Origin of the sequence: Proteus faecis, from assembly GCF_003144395.1 — a bacterium.
Lineage (GTDB): Bacteria > Pseudomonadota > Gammaproteobacteria > Enterobacterales > Enterobacteriaceae > Proteus > Proteus faecis.
On sequence record NZ_PENZ01000045.1, the window covers coordinates 250,444 to 269,674 of the forward strand.

Below are 19,231 nucleotides of genomic sequence, written 5' to 3' on the forward strand. Positions count from 1 at the left end.
CATATTAATGAATATTTGGTGGTCACTTCCTTTAAGTATTTTTATTTTTTACTTAGCTCGTAAGCTTGCAGCCCGATTTAAATTGCCTATTTTAAATCCTCTGCTAATTGCTATTGTGGTAATTATACCTATTTTGTTAATAGCCAAAGTGCCTTACGAAAATTATTTCGCAGGTAGTCGAGTTTTAAATGACTTACTGCAACCCGCCGTTGTCGCTTTAGCTATACCACTTTATCAGCAATTACACCAAATTCGTGCACAGTGGAAATCATTAATCAGTATTTGCTTTATTGGTAGTATTGCTGCGATGGCCAGTGGCACAGCCATTGCATTATGGGCTGGTGCAACACCTGAAATTGCCGCATCAATCTTACCTAAATCAGTGACAACGCCAATTGCAATGGCTGTCGCAGACTCCATAGGTGGTATTCCTGCAATCAGTGCTGCATGTGTTATTGCAGTAGGTATTTTAGGTGCCATTTTTGGTCATACATTATTTAAGCTACTGCGTATTCCTACTCACGCCTCTCGTGGTTTGGCTATGGGAACCGTATCTCACGCAGTGGGAACAGCACGAGCTGCAGAAATCGATTATATTGAGGGGGCTTACAGCTCATTGGCCTTAATGACTTGCGGGATTATTACTTCCCTTACTGCGCCATTTATCTTCCCTATTATTTTACATCTCTATAGTTGATATCTTTCTTACCCTCTATTCTTAAATCCCCGATTTAATTAAATTTATTTCGGGGATTTCACTATAAATTTGAGATATATCTCTCAATTAATGAATTTGTTGCAATTGTTTCATTGAAAACATGACTTTTATCACATATAAGAGTGAGTAAAGATGCCTAGAATCTTACAATACAGAAAGATTAATGGGAGACTCATGTATGCATACTCGTTTTCAGGCAGTTTGGTCAGATTTATCCCCTCAGTTGCAACAAGCGCTTGCTCCTTATCTTGAGCAGGATGAATTCCCTGCAATGTTTACGGCAGAGCAGGTCAATGCCATAAAAACTCAGTTACAATGTAATGATGATGCCTTAGCCCTCGCACTTTTACCGGTTGCTGCTGCTTGTGCTGTTGCACCAATCTCTAATTTTAAAGTCGGTGCGGTTGCACGTGGTGAGAGTGGTAATCTCTACTTCGGTGCCAATATGGAATTTGCTGGCGCCCCACTACAACAGACTGTTCACGCTGAACAAAGTGCTGTAACTCATGCTTGGTTACGTGGTGAGTCTCGCTTAATTTCAGTCACCGTTAACTATACACCTTGTGGTCATTGTCGCCAGTTTATGAACGAATTGAACAGTGGCACCCATATTCAAATTCAGTTACCGGGTAGAAAAATGGCAACATTGGGTGATTATTTACCTGATAGCTTTGGCCCAAAAGATCTTAATATCACCTCTTTATTAATGGACAAAGTTAATCACGGTTACAAAATTGATAACCCTAGTGAGTTAGCGCAACAGGCGCTACAAGCGACTAATCGTAGCCACGCACCTTATAGTGAGTCGCACAGTGGTATTGCTGTGCAAATGAAAAGTGGCAAAATTTTCCAAGGTAGCTACGCAGAAAATGCTGCATTTAACCCAAGTCTTCCGCCATTACAAGCCGCATTGATTTTATTAAATATGGCAGGTGAGAGTGTGATGGATATTGAATCGGCTGTCTTAATTGAAAAAGCAGAAGCCATTTTAACGCAATGGGATGCAACTCAAGCCACATTAATGGCTTTAGGTTGTCGCCAGATGCAACGCATCACTTTGTAAAAAATTTTAACTTATTCCTCTAAAAATCGCTCCTAAAAAAGCATCAGCATGTAAATTTTGCTGATGCTTACCAGAAAAAGTTGTAACAACTGTATCTATCTCTCATTTCTAAGCATAAAAATCATAAAAAAATAACATAAGCTGTACATATTTTTATTATTTTGTAGGATCTACAATTGTCATGTGACTAACTGCCTTACAAGAGTATTTTTCATGGAACTGGAACACGAAAGTAAACGCCCTCTCTACATCCCGTATGCAGGCCCAATCCTGCTTGAATTTCCCCTGTTAAATAAAGGTAGTGCTTTCAGCGAAGAAGAACGCAGCACCTTTAACTTACATGGTTTACTGCCAGAAGCAGTTGAAACCATCGAAGAGCAGGTTGAACGCGCTTATCGCCAATATCTTGATTTCAAAAACGATAACGATAAACATATTTACCTCCGAAATATCCAAGATACCAATGAAACCCTGTTTTACCGTCTATTGGAATCTCACCTCACTGAAATGATGCCAATCATTTATACGCCAACAGTGGGTGAAGCTTGTGAACATTTCTCTGATATTTATCGTCGAGCTCGCGGTTTATTTATCTCTTACCCTAACCGTGCCAATATCGACGATATGCTACAAAACGCCACGAAACAGAACGTCAAAGTCATTGTTGTAACAGATGGCGAACGTATTCTCGGTTTAGGTGACCAAGGTATCGGTGGTATGGGTATACCTATCGGTAAACTCTCTTTATATACCGCGTGTGGTGGTATTAGCCCAGCGTACACACTGCCTGTTGTACTTGATGTTGGTACTAACAACCCACAACGTTTAAATGATCCTCTGTATATGGGATGGCGTCATCCTCGCATTACAGGTGATGAATACAACGAATTTGTTGATGAGTTTATCCAAGCAGTTAAACGTCGCTGGCCAAATGTTTTATTACAATTTGAAGATTTCGCACAAAAAAATGCGATGCCTTTATTAAACCGTTATCGTGATGAACTATGTTGCTTTAACGATGATATTCAAGGTACAGCATCGGTCACTTTAGGTAGCCTAATTGCAGCAAGTCGTGCTGCTGGTCGCCAGTTAAAAGACCAAACAGTCACTTTCTTAGGTGCTGGTTCTGCAGGTTGTGGTATTGCTGAGCAAATCATTGCCCAAATGAAATCTGAAGGTTTAAGTGATGAGCAAGCGCGTGAACGTATCTTTATGGTTGACCGTTTCGGCTTATTAACAGACAAACTGCCAAATTTACTGGATTTCCAAAGCAAACTTATCCAAAAAAGCGAAACCATTGCTAATTGGGAAACCGCAAGTGATGCAATTTCACTGCTAGAAGTGGTTAAGAATGCAAAACCAACTATTTTGATTGGTGTTTCAGGACAAGCAGGTTTATTCACTGAAGAAATTATTCGTGAAATGCACAAACACTGTGAACGTCCTATCGTAATGCCATTATCTAACCCAACGTCTCGTGTAGAAGCGCGTCCTGAAGATATTATCAACTGGACTGATGGACAAGCTTTAGTGGCCACAGGCAGCCCATTTGCCCCCGTTAAATACAAAGATAAAGAGTATCCAATTGCACAATGTAACAACTCTTATATCTTCCCAGGTATTGGGTTAGGTGTTATCGCATGTGGTGCGAAGCGTGTTACTGATGCCATGTTAATGGTTGCAAGCCGCGCATTAGCAGATTGCTCGCCAATGGCAAAAGAAGGTGATGGTTCTCTGTTACCTTTACTGGCTAATATTCAACAAGTTTCGCGCTACATCGCAAAACAAGTTGCCAAACAAGCACAAGTACAAGGTGTTGCTACTGTTACGTCTGATTCAGCATTAGAAGAAGCGATTGAACGTAACTATTGGGCACCAGAGTACCGTATTTACAAAAGAACCTCGTTCTAGTAGCTTGAAACACTAAGTACCATTCTGAAAAGCGCGTCATTACTTAATATGAGGCGCTTTTTTCTTGCTTCCCTATTCCTGCTCAAGTAGCCTTAAGCATTATGAAAGTCATTGGTTATTTGCGTCATTAAGGCAAGGACATGCTAAAACGCCTCATTTATCTCTTTCTCACACTTTTTATGCTGCTTGCAGTCATTTTGATTGCCTGCGATCGTTGGATCGGCTGGAAAACTAATCCTTATATCTTTGAAGATGTGGATACATTACCCGCTAAAAAAGTGGGTATGGTGTTAGGTACATCGAAGTACTATACCAGCGGTTATATAAATCAGTTTTATCAATACCGTATTCAAGGTGCTGTTAATGCTTATAATAGTGGCAAAATTCAGTATTTATTACTTAGCGGTGATAATGCAAAACATAGCTATAATGAGCCAAATACGATGCGTAAAGATCTCATTAAAGCAGGCATTCCTGCCTCTCGTATTGTGATGGATTTTGCGGGTTTCAGAACACTCGATTCAGTTGTACGAACAAAAGAGGTGTTTGGTACAGATGGATTTACCATTATTACTCAGCGTTTTCACTGTGAACGTGCTGTTTTTATCGCATTAGAAAAAGGAATTGATGCGCAATGCTTTGCGGTTGCATCCCCAAAAAGCATGTTTAAAGTGCGTGTACGCGAAGTATTTGCAAGAGCAGGTGCAATGATTGATGTTTATATTCTAAACCGCGAACCCCGCTTTTTAGGGCCACCAGAAACGATCCCCGCAATACAATCTATCCCTGAAGGCATTAAAGGTTATCCTGCGGTTTCACCGGAGGAAGTCGAATCACTTCCTCTGAATGAAAATAATCATGAAAAAACCTAAAAAAATTGTGCTAATTTTGAGGCTGATTTACGCCAGATCCACTCTATTGGCCCTTGTGGAAAATAACGTAACCAAATCACAGCAAAAACAATATTAATTGCCCAAATGACGACAACAAAAGGCATCAGCTCAGGTAAAGTAAATTGATTAAATAACCCCATACGCTGAAATAGATAAATACCAATAACACTTTGCATTAAATAGGTCGTTAACGCCATTTTGCCAACACAACGTAAAGCATAAGCAAAATAAGAATGTTGAATACTATTCCAACTCCAATAGAACAGCGCAATATACCCCAAACTTTGCACCACTTGGATCAGCATAGTTAAAGGCTGTGCTAAAATAGCCGCCCAGCGGTAATCCCAATCAAGATAATAATCCACCAGCACAATAACCGTTTGTAAGCTTAAACTTATTGTGAGGAAATAAAGTGCTACACGACCATAATGAGCGCGACTAAATTTCTGCTGCAACCAGCCTGATGCCATTAATGCTGCTCCCATCAACATCGCACCAAACAAAAACCAACTGTATTGACGTACTAGATTAAAAACAAACAGCGTTAGCTCATTTAAACGATAATAAACACTATTTAAATAAGGCCCTGTTTTCCAATCTGATTCAGATAATTGAGAATATGGTGTGCTATACCAAACGGTATCAATAAAATCACGATAATAATAAAACAACGCACCTAAAATAAGCGCACCACAAAAATAGAGTACCGCGCCTAATATAAATTGGTGCTTTGTCGCAATTGATTTGATAAACGCAAAAACAAATAAACCACATATACTATATGGAAATAAAATGTCACCTTCCCAAATAAATAATGTGTGAATAACCCCAATCAATGCCAATACAACGAGTCGCGATAAATTAAAACGCATCCCTTTATACAAAAGCAGATAAAGCGTACCACCAAATAGTAACGCAAAAATAAAGAGGAATTTTCCTTGAGCAAACAGATTTAATGCCATCCATGTTATACGATCACCAAAAGAGGCTTCTCCCGAATGTAATGGGTTAAATGAAGCCACTCTTAATAATGCAAAACCTGAAATATTGAGCAATAAAATGCCAAGGATCGCCATTCCTCTCAACGCATCAAGTGCTTCGATACGCTGATGAGACGATTCATTCATTTTTATTTAAAATCTCAAATATGACGAACAGCGCGCAAAAACTCCTGACGCGTATTTTGACTAGATTTAAATAATCCACCTAACGAAGTTGTTGTCGTTGCACTCGTTGCATCACGGATGCCTCGCGCTTTAACACAATAGTGCACCGCATCAATAGAAACAGCCACATTTTTTGTACCGAGTAACGTTTGTAATGCGATAAGAATTTGCTGTGTTAAACGTTCTTGAACTTGAGGGCGCTGAGCAAAGAATTGCACAATTCGATTAATTTTAGATAACCCAATCACTTTATCTTTTGGAATATAAGCCACAATCGCTTTACCATCAATAGTGACAAAATGATGCTCACAAGTACTTGTTAATGTGATATCTCGCACCGTCACCATTTCATCAACTTGCATTTTATTTTCAATTAGCGTGATTTTTGGGAAGTTGTGGTAATCCAGCCCTGAGAAAATTTCATCAACATACATTTTAGCAATACGACGAGGTGTTTCAGCTAAACTATCGTCGCTTAAATCCAGATTTAACAGCTTCATCACTTCTGTCATATGATGTTCAATTTGCTGCTTGCTCTCACTTGGAGAGAGTTGTGGTTCACGAAGAGGCGTTTCCAAACCGCGTTCGACTAACGCAGCGTGCACCCATTGCGCCTCTTTACTTAATGATGACATTGGACTCTCCGATAAACACATTAATTAAGTAGCTGTTATCGCGCTTAGCAACAACAGCTTACACTTTAGATGACCTCAATCACATTATCCAGCAATACCGCATTTTTCGTTATGAAATTATTGCATTTTTGTATGGACTATTTTTTGTTTGCTAAGCTATTTTTCTTTTAAACACACCAGAAAACCGCCGATTATCAATACAATAAAGGCAACATAAAGTGCGGGTTCTAATTTTCCCGTCAATGCCGTTGAAAGTGAAGAAATGACAGGGCCAACTAATTGTCCAATAGCATAAAAAGTAGTGAGTAAACCCGCCATATAACGCCCATGCTCAGGCGCTAATTCTCTACCTCGTAAAAAAGCCAGCTGTACCGCACACATAAGACCGCCACCAATTAAGAAAGCGCCAATCGCAAGCCCTGTTATTGTCGGAAGCCACTCTGCAATCAAAATACCTAATGCTTGTAACCAAAGCGTAATAGCTAAACGTAACTGCGTATTTAATACATTACGCGTTAAAATAGCGATCCCAATACATAATGCCGCAGAAGCACCGAATACAGGCCAAACAAATTGCGCAATTAGGCTTCCTGGAAAGCGTTCTGCCGCCATTTGAGAAAGAAATGTTGCGGGTAAAATATAACCAAATCCGGCAAAAGTATAACCCCAAATCAGCTTTTTCATCGCGGGAGTTAGCGTTAAAGGGGCAACGTTTACTGCTTCTCTACTCATTGACCAAGGCTTAGGAAGATAGTAGCTCACATATAGGGCACAAATAAAAGCAAGAGAACCATAAATTAACCATCCCGCCATCGCGCTCATTTGCCATTTCATTATAAACACAGCAAGAATACCGCTAATAAATATACCTGCGCCAGTTCCGGCATAAACAGCCACACTTAATGCTGGTCGATTAAGACGAGCCAGTAATTCGTTAGCCCATGAAGCCACTAGCACTAACGTCCAACCACTTGCCCAGCCAATAAAAAATCGTGCAATACTATGTGTAAATGCATCATTTAAAAAAGCAGATAGCAGCGTAATTATCACCGCTCCCCAAAGACCAGCCCACAAGCGATATCCCACACCTTTAACGGCTTTCATCGCATCATAGGAGCCCGCAAGATAACCAAGATAATTAAATGCAGCGACAATACCCGCACTTGTCAGTGTTAATTGATATTCTGCAATCATCAACGGCACTTGTGGTGTAAATGTAAAGCGCCCTATTCCCATTGCCACAACTAAAGCAAGAAACCCACTAAAAGCGATATGAAAAGCTTGCGCTGAATGACTTTGATGATTTGAAGTATTCATGGATATCCACTATTTTATCATTTTAAATATGCTACTCATTAATAGCAGAACAAGTAACATATTACCTCCAACACACTAACATTTTCGTAATAATAAGTTTCATTTCTTTCTATTCACAAGATGATCTCTGACATGATGATGTTCATCGTGATAGATTAGTATCATGAAATAAAAAAGAACATTTTGATAGATCTTGGAGTATATGATGAGTCAATGTCACGTTAGCGGTTTATTATCTCTTGATGAAGCGCTAGAAAAACTACTTGAAAAACCGCTGGCAATTACCAATACCCTTAACATTCCATTAAATAACGCCGCAGATTATATTCTAAGTGAAGATATTACATCTCCACTGAATGTTCCCCCTTTTGATAATTCGGCAATGGATGGTTACGGACTTCGTTACGCTGACTTAGAAGCCCAAGCTCCACTTCCTATTGCAGGTAAATCGTTTGCAGGGATCCCTTTCGAGGGAGAACTCCCTGTTGGGCAATGTGTACGCATTATGACAGGAGCAATGGTTCCTACTGGTGTTGATACTGTCATTATGCAAGAAGAAGCTGAAGTAACTGAGCATGGTGTTCGTTTTTTACAGCCGGCAAAAAAAGGCCAGAATATTCGCCGGATTGGTGAAGATATTAAAGAAAACGACATTGTATTACCTGCTGGTACTAAACTTTCAACCGCGCAATTACCTTTAATTGCCTCTTTAGGTGTAGCAACAGTACACGTTTATCGTCGTTTAAAAGTAGCTGTTTTCTCAACTGGTGATGAATTACAAACTATCGGTCAGCCATTAAAAGCGGGACAAATTTATGATACTAATCGCTTTGCAGTACGTTTAATGCTAGAAAAACTAGGATGTGAAGTGTTAGATTTAGGCGTTATTCCTGATTCACCAGAAAAACTGCGTGAAACCTTTAAAAAGGCTGATCAAGAAGCAGATTTAGTGATCAGCAGTGGGGGTGTTTCTGTGGGCGAGGCCGATTACACCAAACAAATTCTTGATGAAATTGGTGAAATTGGTTTTTGGAAATTAGCGATCAAACCAGGAAAACCTTTTGCTTTTGGTCGGTTACACAACGCATGGTTCTGCGGTTTACCAGGTAATCCAGTCTCGGCAACGGTGACATTCTACCAATTAGTCCAACCTTTAATCGCTCGTTTGTCAGGATTTAGCCATTGGAAAGCACCACAACGTTTCCAAGCTATTGCTCAATCATCATTGAAAAAATCAGTAGGTCGCTTAGATTTTCAACGAGGTATCGCCAGTATCAATGCAGATGGCAAATGGCAAGTCGATACTTCAGGACATCAAGGCTCTCATGTTTATAGCTCATTTAGTGTCGCTAACTGCTTTATTGTTTTAGAGCGTGAACGCGGTAAAGTCGCTGCGGGCGAAACTGTGACTATCGAACTATTTAATTCTCTATTAAAAAGTGAATAGCCTTTATGAGTATTGAATTAACGGATGAAGAAACACTACGCTACAATCGCCAGATCGTATTAAGAGGCTTTGATTTTGATGGTCAAGAAGCGCTGAAAAGCGCTTCTGTATTGATTGTTGGCGCAGGTGGTTTAGGATGTAGTGCCTCGCAATATCTTACAGCCGCAGGTATAGGGAAACTCACATTATTAGATTTTGATACCGTTTCCCTTTCTAATCTGCAACGCCAAATTCTTCATCGCGACGCCACGATTGGTCAACCTAAAGTACTCTCTGCAAAAGCAACATTAGAAGCAATTAATCCTCATGTCACGATAGAAACCGTTGATGCATTACTTGAAGATGAAGCTTTATCAGAGCTTATTAGCCACCATAATATGGTTATGGATTGTACTGATAATGTGACAGTGCGTGAACAACTTAATCGCCTCTGCTTTCAGCAGAAAAAACCGCTCGTTTCTGGTGCTGCTATTCGGATGGAAGGACAAATTAGTGTGTTCACCTATCAAGAAGACGAGCCTTGCTATCGCTGTTTAAGTCATCTTTTTGGTGATAATGCATTAAGTTGTGTTGAAGCTGGCGTAATGGCACCCGTAGTAGGTACTATTGGCACATTACAAGCCGTTGAAGCCATTAAATTACTGACTGGCTACGGTGAAAATTTACATGGTAAAGTATTGATGTTTGATGCAATGAGAATGCAATTTCGCGAATTCAAATTACCTAAAAATCCACATTGCGAAGTGTGTTCTGCCAATTTACCAGACAACTAACCACTTTTTATCCAAGATAAGGTAAGTCTAACCGATTTAAACTTACCTTACTTTCTCTCAAAAATAGAGGTATTAAACTGTTTTTTACACATTTTAATCCACCTTCTAAGTCGTATTTTTCGTTAAGTCGATGTAACAAGCTTGTAGTATTCACTCTGATTTAATTCTACTATGACCGCCCGCGTCAAAACGCAACAGGATGCCCTATAAGCAAAACAATCATTTAAGCACGCATTCTATGTGCTAAAAAAGCAATACAAGGTAGAAGAATGACATTTCAAATTGCAGACACTCTCTATTACAACGGACTTATTTATACCGCTGATCATAATAACAATATTGTTGATGCCATCGCGATCGAGCAAGGTATCATTATTGCTTCAGGTAAAAAAGAGGCGTTACTTTCTTACTGCAATGAAAATACAGAGCAGATTGATTTGCAGGGAAGAATGGTCATGCCGGGCATTATTGATGCACATATGCACCCTTTCTGGGGAGGTGCAACGTTAGCAGGTTGCCATCTTGATTATCAATCACTCTCTATCGATGACATTTTATTGCGTATTCAGAACTACCTTGATGAAAACTTTATCGATAGTGATACCGAATGGTTAAAAGTCTCCGCATGGTATCGAGAGGGTATGCTACCAGAAGGCGTGCAAATGACACGTTACCACCTTGATACCTTAAATACGACTCGCCCTATTTTGCTCTTTTCTAGTGATTGCCATAGCGTTCTTGCTAATTCTCGCGCTCTAGCGCTATTAAATATCACCGCAGAAACGCCCGATCCCCCTGATGGAAACATTGAACGTGATAGTGATAGAACACCTATTGGTATTCTTGAAGATGCACCAGCAATGCAAGCCATTGATAGTTTACCTCCATTGACTGACGCTCAAAATTTACAGATAGCTCGCCATGTTCAAAAATTATTAAATCAACAAGGCGTGACCACCATTATGGATGCTCGTGTGGGTGAGCCTCAATTACGCGCCTTTAATACATTAAGAAAAACAGGCGAATTGACTCTTCGTATAGAGAATGCCGTTGAAATCACGCCAGATGATGTAACGTGTATTGACGATATTCCAAACGCTGTACACCATGCTACTACTCGCTTTTCACAATGGCATCAAATCAGCAATGGCGCTCAACCCAGTGTTGCGATCCGCCATATCAAACTTTTCCTTGATGGTGTATTACAAGCGCCGATTATGACAGCGCGCTTACACTCACCTTATCGTATTAATGTTGGTACTGACGACACGCCACACTGGCAAAACTCTGAACATATTGGCGATCTCTATTTCTCACCTGAAATTTTAACACCACTAATCACTGAGATTGCCCGTGCGGGTTATCATCCTCATATTCATACTGTTGCTGAAGGTGCCATTAGTACAGCACTTGATGCAATTAGTGTAATGCGTAAAGCTTTACCTGAAAAAGACATAAGACCGGGACTTGCACATAATGAATTGATGTGTGAAAAAGATTATGCCCGCTTTACACAACTAAAAGCCTACCCTTTTCTCTCCTTCCAATGGGCAGCAGTAGAACAGAGCAATATCGAAAAAGATATTGAAATGCTAGGTAAATCTCGCTGTAACTATTTAGAGACTGCTGGCAAATTTATTGATGCAGGTGTTACTGTTGCTTTTGGTAGCGATTGGCCGATTGATCCACTTAATGAATGGTACGATTTTAAAGTCGCGATGACTCGCCAAAAAGATGCAATAAGCCCACGTCTTGATAACGATCGTAACCTTACGACAATTGAAGTCTTACGTGCAGCGACCATTAATGCCGCTCAGGCATTAGATATGGATAAGCAAATTGGATCACTAGAAGTCGGAAAATTTGCCGATTTAATTGTATTAGATAGAAACTTGTTTGAAATATCGGCAGAAGATGTTGAAAATGTCAGGGTATTGTGTACGATCATTGCGGGGAAACCCACAATTTAGCTGAATAATATAATTAATAAACCCGCCGTTGAAGCGGGTTTATTTTTATCTACGCACTTAATCCTATGAGAATTAACGTAAATTGGATCTGCTATAAAACAATCCCCATCACGGAGCTCACTTCTTTTAACCCTTCACGCTGGTAAAAACGTTTAGCCGCACCATTTTCAGCTAATACAGATAACTCAAGATGAGTCATTTTTTCTGATTTAGCCCACTCTTTCATTGCTGTTAATAGCAAGCTACCTACGCCTTGGCTACGAATGGAAGGGTCAACAATAATATCGTAAATATAAGCATATTTACGTTGAACTAAGCAGTTAAACATCGGTGTTTCTTGAATTTGCGCCATGCTAAATCCAACCACTTTACCGTCTAAATCTGCTACTAAAAGATGAAACTTATTATTTTTTATTCCATTAATAATAAAAGCTTCATCTTGCTCACCCGGTTTTAATCGATCGGGTTGTAACTTCGCCATTTCATTAAATAAATAAGTGTAAAGCGTGCTAATTTCTTCTATATCAGACAAAATTGCTTTTCTTATTATTATCATTTTTTACCTTTATTTGTTATAGGTTTTTACTGGTGGCGCAATATATGTTTCAAATTTATCTAAAAGTTGAATAGGACATTGTTCCACAATCGCCATAGTTCGATATTTTTCATGTAAGAATTGTTCATCAGCCATTTTATCAATCATCATTAATAATGGAGAATAGAACTGATTGATATTAAGCAAGCCTAACGGTTTTTGATGTAAACCAATTTGGCTCCAAGTAAAGACTTCACTAAACTCTTCTAATGTACCAAAACCTCCAGGCAAAGCGACAAAACCTTCAGCTAATTCAATCATTTTGCTTTTACGTTGATGCATTGTTTCAACGACATGTAGCTCGGTCAGATTTTTATGTGAAATTTCACGGCCTTCTAATAATACAGGAATAACACCAATCACCTTTCCGCCTTCGGCTAATACAGTATCAGCGAGAGTGCCCATAATACCGACGCTGGCACCACCATAAATTAAGGTAATATTACGTTTAACCAGCTCTTTAGCAAAAATAATTGCTTGTTCTTTATAAATAGGTGAAGCCCCTAAACTAGAACCACAATACACTGCGATAGATTTTATTTTACTCATTTTTTATTCTCTTTTAGCTAGTTAAAACGAGCTTGGAATTATACTGAAGGTACTTTTAATAAAAAAGGTTAAAAAAAGTGTTTTTACGCTTTTTATCGCATATATATATTTAATCATTATTAACACTTATATTTATGAGAAGTTATTTTTAATTTTGTTAAATATAAATTAATTTATATTTTAGCCAATTTCACTAAACAAAATTAAAATAAAAAATATTTATTAATGAGTAGCTATATTAAAGTGGGTAATTTTACTTTATATTATGCGATCCTTTGTTAGCTGTTAACAGAGAACACATACGATTGATTATTGACGAGGTTTTATAGGATGTTGTCAGCCAGGCACTCAGCTAAATTACAGGTATTTTACCCTGTGCTTCTTTTGCTTCTCTCTATGCTTTCAATTCAAAGTGGCGCATCCCTTGCTAAAAGCCTATTTCCTGTTATTGGTGCCCCAGCTGTAACGGCATTACGTCTATTATTGGGCACGTTGATCCTCTTTTTTATTTTTAAACCGTGGCGACTCAAGTTTAATCGAGAATCGATTATACCACTGTTTCTATATGGTTTATCTTTAGGGGCAATGAATTACCTTTTCTACCTCGCGCTTGAAACCATTCCTTTAGGTATTGCTGTTGCCCTTGAATTTACAGGACCTTTAGCTGTTGCCATGTTTTCATCGCGCAGAGCTATCGACTTTTTATGGATAATTTTAGTCATTGCTGGATTAGGGTTATTACTCCCTATTGGCGATAATATTCATGGATTAGATCCTCTAGGTATTCTTTATGCACTGGGTGCTGGTGTAGGTTGGGCATTATATATTGTATTCGGGCAACGTGCAGGTAAAGGCTATGGTGCGGCAACAGTTTCAATTGGCTCATTAGTTGCTGCCTTTATTTTTGTACCTATTGGTATGTTGCAAAGTAGTCCTGATATTATGTTTAGCTGGTCAATTTTACCTGTTGCATTAGCTATTGCGATTTTATCAACCGCTTTCCCCTATACGTTAGAAATGATTGCTCTTACACGTTTACCAGCTAAAACATTCGGTACTTTAATGAGCTTAGAGCCATGTATGGGTGCCTTTATTGGTATTATTTTCTTACACGAACATTTGACATTAATTCAATGGATTGCTCTTGCCTTTATTGTGTTAGCCTCTATAGGTTCAACAGTAACCATGAAAAGCAAAACCAAAATTGAGGAAGTAAAATAGATATTTAACTCATTTTGCTCAATAACAAATAAATATTAATTTAAAAAGGATCTTATGATCCTTTTTACTTATTAAATAATAACTTTACTGATCTATCATTGCTATTTTACGCACATTGTCCTAACCTAAATAGGTTATTTCGATAGATTAGTTTTTTTTAAATAGATGACCTATCAATTTAATAGTATCAATCGATAAGACTAACCATTAATAATTCACTATCATAATTAACAGAAATTAAGATATTGAGTTATTAATTATTTAGGGAGAACGATTATGAGTACTGCTAAATTAGTCAAATCCACACCTTCAAGCCTGCTTTATACCCGTAATAACCTCGATGACAGTGTAAAACTTCATGCTATCGAACTATTGCAACAGATGGTGACGCAGTTTATCGACCTATCTCTCATCACAAAACAAGCGCACTGGAATATGCGTGGCAGAAACTTTATTTCTGTTCATGAGATGGTTGACGGTTTCCGCGATACCATTAATCAGCACACTGATGAGTTTGCAGAGCGTGTTGTCCAATTAGGTGGCACTGTATTGGGTACGGCACAAGTGGTGAGTAAGAAAACCCCTTTAAAAGCGTATCCTCTGGATATCCATGATGTACAAGATCACCTAAAAGCGCTCGCTGATCGTTATGCAGTTGTTGCTAATGATATTCGCAAAGCCATTGACGAAGTTGAAGACGAAGATACCGCCGATATGTTTACAGCCGCATCGCGTGATCTTGATAAATTCTTATGGTTCATTGAAGCCAATATTGAGAACTAATTAACATATAACAATACATTGTTAATAATGAGAAAAGCGGTCATTTAAGACCGCCTTTCTCTATTTTCGATTTAGTTAAAATTTATAGACAACGCCAACATTAACGCTAAAACCATTTCCTGGAAAAAATAAAGCATTATTTTTATTCACACTTGGATTAGCTAACGTACTTGCCGCATAACGTTTATTGGTTATGTTATCTAAATTAAGATAAGTCAACCATATATTGTCATATTGATAGTGTGCATTAAATCCTAATAATGCATAGGGTTTACTCTTTTCAAGATTAAGATGGTTGCCATGATCAACAGCAACATTTGTTGGTGACCAATACACTGTAGGACCGAATCTCAATCCATTTAATTGGTAGTTAATTTCACCCGAAATAAGATTTCTAGGAACACCTGCAATATATTTTCGGTTATATTCTCCGCCCATAAAACGAAAATCATTATACGTCCATGTTGCGCGGTAGAGAAAATCCCCTACACGAAGAGGTTGAATGGCATTTATAGTAAATTCGACACCTTGATGACGAGTTTTAGCAGGATAATTATAAATATCGACAATATTCCCGTTTTGATCGTGGGATGTAATATATTCATCTTTAATAAAACTGCGATAAAGCGCAGTACTCAAACTAATATTATCAGTTAATTCAATATCACTACCAATTTCAAAACTAGTTGCTTTTTGAGGCGAAAGCTTTAACAGATTGACCTTATTTAACGGTGCTTTAGGGTTAATAATATCATTAAAAGAAGCTGGCTCTTGGCTCATACTGACATTAGCAAATAAACGTGTTTTGTAATTAGGATACCAAATCAGCCCAACTTTAGGTGTTAAGAAATTAAAGGATTGTGCAAGGGAATTATGACCCGAAAATACATCTCTTTTCGCATATGTTCCTTTTATATCTAAATTAAATAACACACTGTTACTAATATGTATTCCTGCGCCTAAAGATGCATAAATATTCTCAGCTCGTCCATCATATCGACCTAACCAACCTTTGGGATTTTTCTCGATATCATCTTTCATTATCGAATGATCCCAAGCTAACGCTGCACGATAACTAATATGCTGGGTTTCTAATTTATAATTAAATTGAGCGCCTTTCGTATAGTAATTCACAAATTGATAATGACTGGGTGTTTTGAAATTATCATGTGTTTGTGAATACCACCATCCTAGTTGAATATCATGAGCACCGAGATCCCACGTTGACTTATTCATAATGCGTATTTGCTCCACATTACGATGGGGATCTTTCTTCTGGATAGCAGGTAATACACTTTTGGGATCATTTGCAAGCATTTGTGATGTTGCAGGGCCGGGAACATCGAAACGCAGATCAGTCCAATTAATCCATGTTCTGTTTTCAAAGTTGCCTGAGGTATACCCTAATGTTGAACGCATTGTTTTACGTTGAGAAGCAGAATGCTCCCGATACCCATCATAATGGTCATAACTTAGGCTTATTCTGGCATCAATAGGATGATCATCACTATAACCACCTAACGCCATTTGTAGACCTTGACGTCCAAAAGAACCTTGTTCATAACGCAATTGATTTTGATTATCTCGTCCTGTATAAGTGATAAAATCAAGCTCTCCTCCTAAGTTATTGCTTTGTAATTGTGTACTATTTGCACCACGACGAATGCTAATAAATTGTACATCTCGTACATCAATCATACTTGAGTGAAAGCTCCCATCAGCTTCATTGAGAGGTAATCCGTCTTGGAGTAATAACACCCCTCTAGAAAGTGGCGCACTTTGAACACCTGAACCGCGAATACTTAAACGAGGTTGATCTAATCCACCAAATAAACTTTGTATCACAATACCTGATTGATTCTTTAAGGCATCATTCAACGTTAATAAGCGGCTCTCATGATTAACTGTAATTAAATTGGTTCCTCCAGCTATATTACTTATTTTTTCAGACTCAATGTTATAAATGCGATTTGATGTATGTTCTTCTTTTTGTCCAGTGACAATAATATGTTCCAGTTTATTTTCACTCGCTTGGGAATAGTTAAATAGTGGTGTAATCGAAAGCAAAGAGAATGAAATAAACCATAAAGATTTTTTTAAAATAAGCATATTTATCGTTCTATTTATCGTTAAAGAAAAAATAAAAATATTTTTTAGTTTTATTTATAAAAAATGCCCAATAAAATTGGGCATTAAGTTAATTAATGTTTGGCGTCTTCATGTTCAATAATACGGAAGTTTTCGCAGATAAATAAATAAGCAAGCGCTCCCATTGAAACCAGACCAAGAGTGATAGTTAATTCTGGTAGTGATGGCCAATAAGAGACACCCGTTGATGTTACCATACCAGTCACTACTACGTTATAACGGTTTAAAATAACCCCTAAAGCCACTAGTACACCAAAGGTCACCAGCCAGCGACGACGTTTTATTAATGGAGAGAAGCAGATAATTAATGGAACAATAACGCCAAAACCGACCTCAATCCAAAAAAATAAGGATTCAAAGCTACCTTCAAAAAGGTAATGTACTTTATCTTCCATAATAATACTGCCGAATTTCAATACTAAATAAACCAGCATTGCATAACCTGAAACTCGAACTAATCCACTTAATACCGGTATTGGCACTTTATGATTAAATGCTCGGCCTGCTAATGCAGTTTCAACAGCAATCATGGCGGGGCCCACAAAGAATGACGAAATCAAAAATTGGAAGAAAATAATTGGCGACCACCATAATGGATGTAATTTATCGACCATTAATAAATAAAGTGCCCCAAGTGATGATTGATGCATTGATGGAATTGCAATACCAATAACTAACAATACTGGTAATATTTTACGGAAAAACGGATGATATTTTCGTCCAATTCGCTCAGTAGCCACTTCACCAAATTCTATTAATTGCACGCTGGTATAAACAGAAACGCAAATAAAGACTTCAAATAATACTGAACTATGACCTTGAGAAACTAATGGGCGCCAGAAATTCCACCATTGCCCAATATCAAGAAAAAGCCCAACCATCACCAATAAATAACCAATTAATGACGTTAATGCTGCACTTCGGGCAATACTTGAAAATTGTTCTTGTTTAAACACATAAACAATTAACGCCGTACCATATCCGCCTCCTGCTAATGCCACACCACACATCACGTCAAAAGAGATCCAAAGCCCCCAAGGCCATTCATCATTAAGATTGGTCACTAATCCCAATCCAGTGACTAAACGAAATAAGATAAGCCCTACGGCAATCAAACTGATAGCAACGAGTACCCAGCGTACTGGTGTCATAGGAAAACGCCACTTACCAAAGTAGGTCGAATTATCGATAACACTCATTCTGATCTCCTTGTTTCTTCATCAGTGTTATTCTGGTTATGTTCTAGATTCTGATAGGATTTTTCATCGCGGCTCACTTTATCTTTTCTGTGATTAAACATGGCAATACCCCCTAAAATCACAGCCCATGTAGCGCCTGCTATCGGCGTATATTTCATAAAATCAGAGGTATAAGAAGAGAGTGGTTTTTCAGTTAACCCTGTTTTAAAACCTAGTTTTTCAAACGACACATCCGAAATATAGAGCCATTCAGTCCCTCCCACTTCTTTCTCTCCATAAATATGCTGAACATAATTTGGATTATTCGTGATGGTTTCTCTGGCTTTTTCTAATAAAGTTTGGCGCTCACCAAATATCAACGCTTGAGTAGGACAGACCGCGACACATGCGGGTGATTGCCCTTCTTCTACACGCGATGAGCACATCATGCATTTAGTGACATAAGGAAGTGACTTTTCCCACTCATATTTAGGGATATCAAAAGGACAAGCCACCATACAATATCGGCAACCCACACAGAGATCAGGATAGTAAACTACTGGCCCTGCTGGTGTTTTTTGAAAGGCTTTTGCAAAACACGCTGAAGCACACGCGGGATCAATGCAGTGAAAACATTGCTCTTTAACATAACGCCAAACCGCTTTATCTTCTTTTTCAACCGTGACCGTTTTGATAACCGTCCAGTTTTCATCCGCAAGTTTAGCATTCTCACCACTTGTGGGTTGTCTGTCTTCTATCCATTTATTTTCGTTGTACATTTTGCATGCAACTGTACAACTACCGCAGCCGATACACTTTGTAAGATCGACTAATACACCTTTAGACATAATGTGTTTCCTCAAT

The 19,231-nt window shown here is 38.4% G+C and carries 17 protein-coding genes; 9 read left to right on the forward strand and 8 right to left on the reverse strand.

All coding sequences use genetic code 11. The annotated features are described in order from the left end of the window. Position 1 precedes the first annotated feature (1 nt). The 4 genes from DK858_RS14945 to sanA all read left to right on the forward strand — a co-directional run bounded on the left by DK858_RS14945 (position 2) and on the right by sanA (position 4,564). Complete coding sequence (locus tag DK858_RS14945) at positions 2-697, forward strand: CidB/LrgB family autolysis modulator (RefSeq protein ID WP_109398215.1); 696 nt, start codon at positions 2-4, stop codon at positions 695-697. 199 nt (positions 698-896) lie between these two features. Then, on the forward strand, positions 897-1,781 hold the full coding sequence (cdd, locus tag DK858_RS14950) for a cytidine deaminase (protein ID WP_109398079.1): 885 nt from the start codon (positions 897-899) through the stop codon (positions 1,779-1,781). 213 nt (positions 1,782-1,994) lie between these two features. Then, complete coding sequence (locus tag DK858_RS14955; protein ID WP_109398080.1) at positions 1,995-3,692, forward strand: NAD-dependent malic enzyme; 1,698 nt, start codon at positions 1,995-1,997, stop codon at positions 3,690-3,692. Between the two features lie 140 nt (positions 3,693-3,832). Continuing rightward, the gene (gene sanA, locus DK858_RS14960; protein ID WP_109398081.1) at positions 3,833-4,564 is read left to right on the forward strand and encodes an outer membrane permeability protein SanA; all 732 of its coding nucleotides are present in this window, start codon (positions 3,833-3,835) and stop codon (positions 4,562-4,564) included. Here sanA and yeiB read toward each other — a convergent pair. The 3 genes from yeiB to DK858_RS14975 all read right to left on the reverse strand — a co-directional run bounded on the left by yeiB (position 4,561) and on the right by DK858_RS14975 (position 7,703). After that, the gene (yeiB, locus tag DK858_RS14965; protein ID WP_109398082.1) at positions 4,561-5,712 is read right to left on the reverse strand and encodes a DUF418 domain-containing protein YeiB; all 1,152 of its coding nucleotides are present in this window, start codon (positions 5,710-5,712) and stop codon (positions 4,561-4,563) included. The genes sanA and yeiB overlap by 4 nt on opposite strands. Before the next feature lie 14 nt (positions 5,713-5,726). Beyond that, positions 5,727-6,386: a GTP cyclohydrolase I FolE gene (folE, locus tag DK858_RS14970; RefSeq protein ID WP_109398083.1), complete on the reverse strand. Its 660-nt coding sequence runs from the start codon at positions 6,384-6,386 to the stop codon at positions 5,727-5,729. 156 nt (positions 6,387-6,542) lie between these two features. Next, the gene (locus DK858_RS14975) at positions 6,543-7,703 is read right to left on the reverse strand and encodes a YbfB/YjiJ family MFS transporter (protein WP_109398084.1); all 1,161 of its coding nucleotides are present in this window, start codon (positions 7,701-7,703) and stop codon (positions 6,543-6,545) included. A 205-nt stretch (positions 7,704-7,908) separates the two neighbouring features. Here DK858_RS14975 and moeA point away from each other — a divergent pair, with 205 nt between their 5' ends. The 3 genes from moeA to DK858_RS14990 all read left to right on the forward strand — a co-directional run bounded on the left by moeA (position 7,909) and on the right by DK858_RS14990 (position 11,893). Continuing rightward, on the forward strand, positions 7,909-9,150 hold the full coding sequence (gene moeA, locus DK858_RS14980; protein WP_109398085.1) for a molybdopterin molybdotransferase MoeA: 1,242 nt from the start codon (positions 7,909-7,911) through the stop codon (positions 9,148-9,150). Positions 9,151-9,155: 5 nt separating this feature from the next. Next, complete coding sequence (gene moeB, locus DK858_RS14985; protein ID WP_109398086.1) at positions 9,156-9,923, forward strand: molybdopterin-synthase adenylyltransferase MoeB; 768 nt, start codon at positions 9,156-9,158, stop codon at positions 9,921-9,923. A 269-nt stretch (positions 9,924-10,192) separates the two neighbouring features. Next, positions 10,193-11,893 carry an amidohydrolase gene (locus DK858_RS14990; RefSeq protein ID WP_109398087.1) on the forward strand — a complete coding sequence of 567 codons (1,701 nt, stop codon included), beginning with the start codon at positions 10,193-10,195 and terminating at the stop codon, positions 11,891-11,893. Positions 11,894-11,984: 91 nt separating this feature from the next. On the opposite strand, the gene DK858_RS14995 is transcribed toward DK858_RS14990, so the two are convergent. Both DK858_RS14995 and DK858_RS15000 read right to left on the reverse strand, forming a co-directional pair. Further along, positions 11,985-12,449, reverse strand: a complete 465-nt coding sequence (locus DK858_RS14995) for a GNAT family N-acetyltransferase (protein ID WP_109398088.1) — start codon at positions 12,447-12,449, stop codon at positions 11,985-11,987. A gap of 9 nt (positions 12,450-12,458) precedes the next feature. After that, a complete protein-coding gene (locus DK858_RS15000) occupies positions 12,459-13,037 on the reverse strand; it encodes an LOG family protein (RefSeq protein ID WP_109398089.1) in 579 nt (192 codons plus the stop codon). A gap of 330 nt (positions 13,038-13,367) precedes the next feature. On the opposite strand from DK858_RS15000, the gene rhtA reads away from it, so the two are divergent. Next, positions 13,368-14,258 carry a threonine/homoserine exporter RhtA gene (gene rhtA, locus DK858_RS15005; protein WP_109398090.1) on the forward strand — a complete coding sequence of 297 codons (891 nt, stop codon included), beginning with the start codon at positions 13,368-13,370 and terminating at the stop codon, positions 14,256-14,258. Positions 14,259-14,534: 276 nt separating this feature from the next. Then, positions 14,535-15,041, forward strand: coding sequence for a DNA starvation/stationary phase protection protein Dps (dps, locus tag DK858_RS15010; RefSeq protein WP_006537560.1), 507 nt, complete (start codon positions 14,535-14,537; stop codon positions 15,039-15,041). 75 nt (positions 15,042-15,116) lie between these two features. Here dps and DK858_RS15015 read toward each other — a convergent pair whose 3' ends face one another. The 3 genes from DK858_RS15015 to DK858_RS15025 all read right to left on the reverse strand — a co-directional run bounded on the left by DK858_RS15015 (position 15,117) and on the right by DK858_RS15025 (position 19,215). Beyond that, complete coding sequence (locus tag DK858_RS15015; RefSeq protein ID WP_109398091.1) at positions 15,117-17,150, reverse strand: TonB-dependent receptor plug domain-containing protein; 2,034 nt, start codon at positions 17,148-17,150, stop codon at positions 15,117-15,119. 92 nt (positions 17,151-17,242) lie between these two features. Beyond that, on the reverse strand, positions 17,243-18,388 hold the full coding sequence (gene nrfD / locus DK858_RS15020) for an NrfD/PsrC family molybdoenzyme membrane anchor subunit (RefSeq protein WP_109398092.1): 1,146 nt from the start codon (positions 18,386-18,388) through the stop codon (positions 17,243-17,245). Next, entirely contained in the window at positions 18,385-19,215 is an 831-nt protein-coding gene (locus tag DK858_RS15025) for a 4Fe-4S dicluster domain-containing protein (RefSeq protein WP_109398093.1), read from the reverse strand. The genes nrfD and DK858_RS15025 overlap by 4 nt, the downstream gene beginning before the upstream one ends. Positions 19,216-19,231 lie beyond the last annotated feature (16 nt).